Annotated in this window: 3 protein-coding genes and 1 pseudogene; 2 read left to right on the plus strand and 2 right to left on the minus strand. The window is 73.8% G+C overall.

What is annotated here, in order from left to right; all coding sequences use genetic code 11:
• Nucleotides 1–197: pseudogene (locus tag ACWEVO_RS31520) on the minus strand (hypothetical protein); the annotation flags it as partial.
• A 16-nt stretch (nt 198–213) separates the two neighbouring features.
• A complete protein-coding gene (locus ACWEVO_RS31525) occupies nt 214–855 on the minus strand; it encodes an RNA polymerase sigma factor (RefSeq protein WP_452311104.1) in 642 nt (213 codons plus the stop codon).
• 549 nt (nt 856–1,404) lie between these two features.
• Between ACWEVO_RS31525 and ACWEVO_RS31530 the strand changes: the two genes are divergently transcribed.
• Entirely contained in the window at nt 1,405–2,784 is a 1,380-nt protein-coding gene (locus tag ACWEVO_RS31530) for a serine/threonine-protein kinase (protein WP_452311105.1), read from the plus strand.
• Nucleotides 2,785–2,903: 119 nt separating this feature from the next.
• Complete coding sequence (locus ACWEVO_RS31535; RefSeq protein ID WP_452311106.1) at nt 2,904–4,166, plus strand: nucleotide sugar dehydrogenase; 1,263 nt, start codon at nt 2,904–2,906, stop codon at nt 4,164–4,166.
• Nucleotides 4,167–4,191: the final 25 nt, after the last annotated feature.

The raw sequence follows: 4,191 nt of genomic DNA on the forward strand, positions 1-4,191 counted from the left end.
GCCCTGGCGGCGTTCCGGGCCGCCCGGGCCCGCTCCTCACCGGACAGCTCACCGGGACCGGTCGGGCCGGCGGCCGCGGCGAGCAGGTGCGTCAGGGGGTCGTCCCCCGGAGCCGGGGGACGACCGGCGCGGGCCGCGTCGAGCAGCCGCTCGGACTCCGCCCGGTCGGCGGGTCCGTCGGACCGGCGAAAAGTCATCCAGGTTCCCCTCACGTCATCCGTCCGCCGGTTCGGCCTTCGGCGCGTTCGGCGCCTGCCGTCCCCGGCCGGTCCGCGGGCGGGGCGGGGTGTCCTTCCCGGCCAGGCCCGGCGACGGTCCCAGGTCGGAGCGTTCGAGCAGCGCGGCGAGGCGCCGCAGCCCCCGGTGCGCGGCGGTGCGGACGGCGCCCGCCCGCCGGCCGAGCACCCGTCCCGCGGTCTCCGCGTCGAGGCCGATCACGGCCCGCAGCAGCACCGCCTCGGCCTCTCGGGGCGGCAGGGTGGCGATCAGTGCCAGCGCCGACTCGGTGCCGATGGTCTCGCCGGCCCGCTCGGCGGTGTCGGCGTCGCCGGCCAGCTCGCTGAGCGCCTGCACGGGCACCGGCAGGGACGGCCGCCGGCGCTGCCGGCGCAGATGGTCCATCGCCCGGTTCCGGGCGATGGTGACGGTCCAGGCGCGGAACTCCCCGCCGGTGAAGCTGGGCAGGTCACGGGAGATCTGCAGCCAGGTCTCCGAGGCGACGTCCTCGGCGTCCGCGCCGACCAGCGCGGTGAGGTAGCGCAGCAGACCCGGCTGGAGGCTGCGGTAGAGGAACCGGAAGGCCGCCTCGTCGCCCTCCTGCGCCGCGGCCACCGCCTCGCTCAGCTCACCGGTCATCGACCCGCCGTTCCCGCCGCACCAACGCTCTCGGACCGGCGCCCGCCGGTCCCCTGACCGACGGCCCGCAGGCCCGGTGACCGGACCTTCACCCGTACCATCAGCCCCCCGCTGACCTGATCGGCGACCGCCGCCGGGGCGGGCGGGCGCGCGTGTGGACATGTGCCGCTCGGTACGGCCGTCGGCGGACATACCGTACCGGCGTCATGGGGCGACCCAGAGCCGGGCCAACGCTAGGAGTGGACAGACGGGCCGACAAGCCGCCATCCGTGGGGAAAAGAGAGAGAAATGTCTACCCGTTCGGGCGGCGCGTCGGTGTAACGAAGACCACCCGATTCGCGCTCCCCGGTGTCAGCTCCACCGGCACCGGTGTTCGGAACTGGGACATACGAACTCAGGGGCGCATTTCCTGTCCGATTGTACCCGACTCGTCACCCTGCGCCAACGGCCACGTCGCCCGCCGGCCCGGCCACGGACCGCCGCCGGGCCGCCCGGCGGCCACGCCGGGAGAGATCGCCGGAAATACTTCGGGCCCCCTCTGGGTACGGTATGGAGGTGTTGTCTTCGGAGGTCGTACTCAGCGGTAGGTACCGCCTGGATGACCGTGTCGCCACCGGCGGCATGGGGGACGTCTGGCGTGCCACGGACCTGGTGCTGGGCCGCCAGGTCGCGGTGAAGGTCCTCCTTCCCGCGCTGGTCTCCGACCCCGACTTCATCGCCCGCTTCCGCGCCGAGGCGCGGATCATGGCGTCGCTGCGCAACCCCGGCATCGTGCAGGTCTTCGACTGCGGCGAGGACGAGCTGCCCGACGGCAGCCGGGCCGACTACCTGGTCATGGAGTTCGTCGAGGGCGAGCCGCTGTCCCGGCGGATCGTGGCGGCCGGCCACCTCGAGGTCGCCGAGACCATGTCGATCGTCGCCCAGGTGGCCCAGGCCCTGCACGCGGCGCACATCCGGGGCATCGTGCACCGCGACGTCAAGCCGAGCAACCTGCTGGTGCAGGACGACGGCAGCGTCGTCCTGGTCGACTTCGGGGTGGCTCGCTCGACCAACGTGACCAGCATCACCAGCACGAACGCGGTGCCCGGCACCGCCCTCTACATGGCCCCCGAGCAGGCCGCCGGCCGGCCGGTCTCCGGCGCCACCGACATCTACGCCCTCGGCGCGGTCACCTACTGCTGCCTCACCGGCACGCCGCCGTTCACCGGCGACAGCCCGCTGCAGGTGGCCGTCCGGCATCTGGACGACGAGCCGCCGGAACTGCCGGCGGAGATCCCCCAGCCGGTCCGCGACCTGGTCGCCCGGGCCCTCGCCAAGGACCCCGCGGACCGCTACCCGTCCGGGGCGGCGATGGCGGAGGCGGCCCGGGCGGCGATGGGCGAGTCGCCGACCGCGATGGTGCCGCTGGCGCTGCGCGGCGCCGCCGGGCCCGCCAGCACCCGGGACGACCTGACCATGGCGGCCCCGGCCGCGCCGGCACCGGCCGGGCGACGCGGCCGGCGCGGCACGCTGGTCGGTGCGCTGGCCGCGGTCCTGGTGGCGCTGGCCGCCCTCGGCGCCGCGCTGGGCGCGGCGAAGAACGCCGGCGAGCCCCCGGCCACCACCATCCAGACCACGACCCCGGCGGTCGCCCCCACCTTGGGCGAGGTCTCCTCCACCACCGAGGCGCCGCCGACCGACTCGCGCGGCCGGCCGGGCCGGCCGAACCCGACGAAGCCGACCGCGACCGCCTCGGCAACGCCCAGCACGACGCCGAGCGCCTCGGCCGAGCCAAGCCAGTCGGAGTCGGCGTCGCCCGCGCCGAGCGCGCCGACGACGGCCCCGACCACCACCCCGCCCCCGGAGACGACTCCGCCGACCACCGCCCCGACGACCACCGACCCGGCCGGTGGCGGTGGCGGTCAGCCGCCGGCCGGAACCGGCGGCTGAGTCCCTCCGCACGTCCCGCCAGCACTCAACCGCCTCACGTTCCCCAAAACGGACATACGAGCAGTCTCAGGCACTTACGGTGACAGACGGGTATCTATCACGTCTTCCGAGGAGCCTGGGTGAACGCTGAGAAACTGATCGTCATCGGCCAGGGATACGTGGGTCTGCCGCTGGCCGTGCGCGCGGTCGAGGCCGGGATGGACGTCGTCGGCCTCGACGTCGACGCCGCGCGGGTGAAGCTGCTCGCCAACGGCGAGTCCTACGTCGAGGACATCCCCGCCGACCGGCTCGGACGCGCCCTGGGCAGCGGGCGGTACCGCCCGAGCACCGAGTACACCGACGCCGAGGACTTCGACATCTGCGTCATCACCGTGCCGACGCCACTGCGCGACGGCACCCCGGATCTGAGCCACGTCGAGCAGGCCGGCCTGGGCATCGGCCCGTACCTGCGGCCCGGTTGCACCGTCGTGCTGGAGTCGACCACCTACCCGGGCACCACCGAGGAACTGCTGCGCCCGCTGCTGGAGTCGACCAGCGGCCTGCGCAGCCCGGCGGACTTCCACCTGGGGTACAGCCCGGAGCGGATCGACCCGGGCAACCGGACCTGGCGGCTGGAGAACACCCCGAAGGTGGTGTCCGGGGTGGACGGCCCCTCGCTGGCGCGGGTGGACAGCTTCTACCGCCGGCTCGTCGAGCGGACCGTCCCGGTGGACTCCACCCGGGTGGCGGAGCTGACCAAGCTGATCGAGAACACCTTCCGGCAGGTCAACATCGCACTGATCAACGAGCTGTCGATGCTCTCCCACCAGCTCGACATCGACGTCTGGCAGGCGATCGAGGCGGCCGAGACGAAACCGTTCGGCTTCATGCCGTTCCGCCCGGGGCCGGGCGTGGGCGGGCACTGCCTGCCGATCGACCCCTGCTACCTCTCCTGGCAGGTCAAACGGCGGCTCGGCCGGCAGTTCCGGTTCGTCGAACTGGCCAACGACGTCAACCACGAGATGCCGGAACACGTCGCGAACCGGGTGATGACGGGCCTGAACCGGTCGGGACGCGCCATCACCGGCGCCCGGTTGCTCCTGCTCGGGCTCGCGTACAAGCGCAACACCGGCGACATGCGTGACTCCCCGGCGGTGGCCGTCGCCCGGCGGCTGCTCGACCTCGGCGCCGAGGTGCTCGCCGTCGAGCCGTACGCGGAGGCCCACCACATCCCCGACGGCGTGGCGCTGGTCGAACTCACCGAGCGGGAGGTCCGCGCCGCCGACGCGGTGGTGGTCGTCACCGACCACGACTGCTTCGACTACGACCTGGTGACGCGGCACGCCGGCTACGTCTTCGACACCCGCAACCGCTGCCAGGGCCCGACCGTCGAACGCCTCTGACCGCACGCTCCGGCCCCACCCGTGG

The organism is Micromonospora sp. NPDC003776, assembly GCF_053605645.1.

Coding starts and splice junctions, on each gene's coding strand:
- ACWEVO_RS31525 (WP_452311104.1), bottom strand. CDS start 855: ATGACCGGTGAGCTGAGCGAGGCGGTGGCCGCGGCGCAGGAGGGCGAC.
- ACWEVO_RS31530 (WP_452311105.1), top strand. CDS start 1,405: ATGGAGGTGTTGTCTTCGGAGGTCGTACTCAGCGGTAGGTACCGCCTG.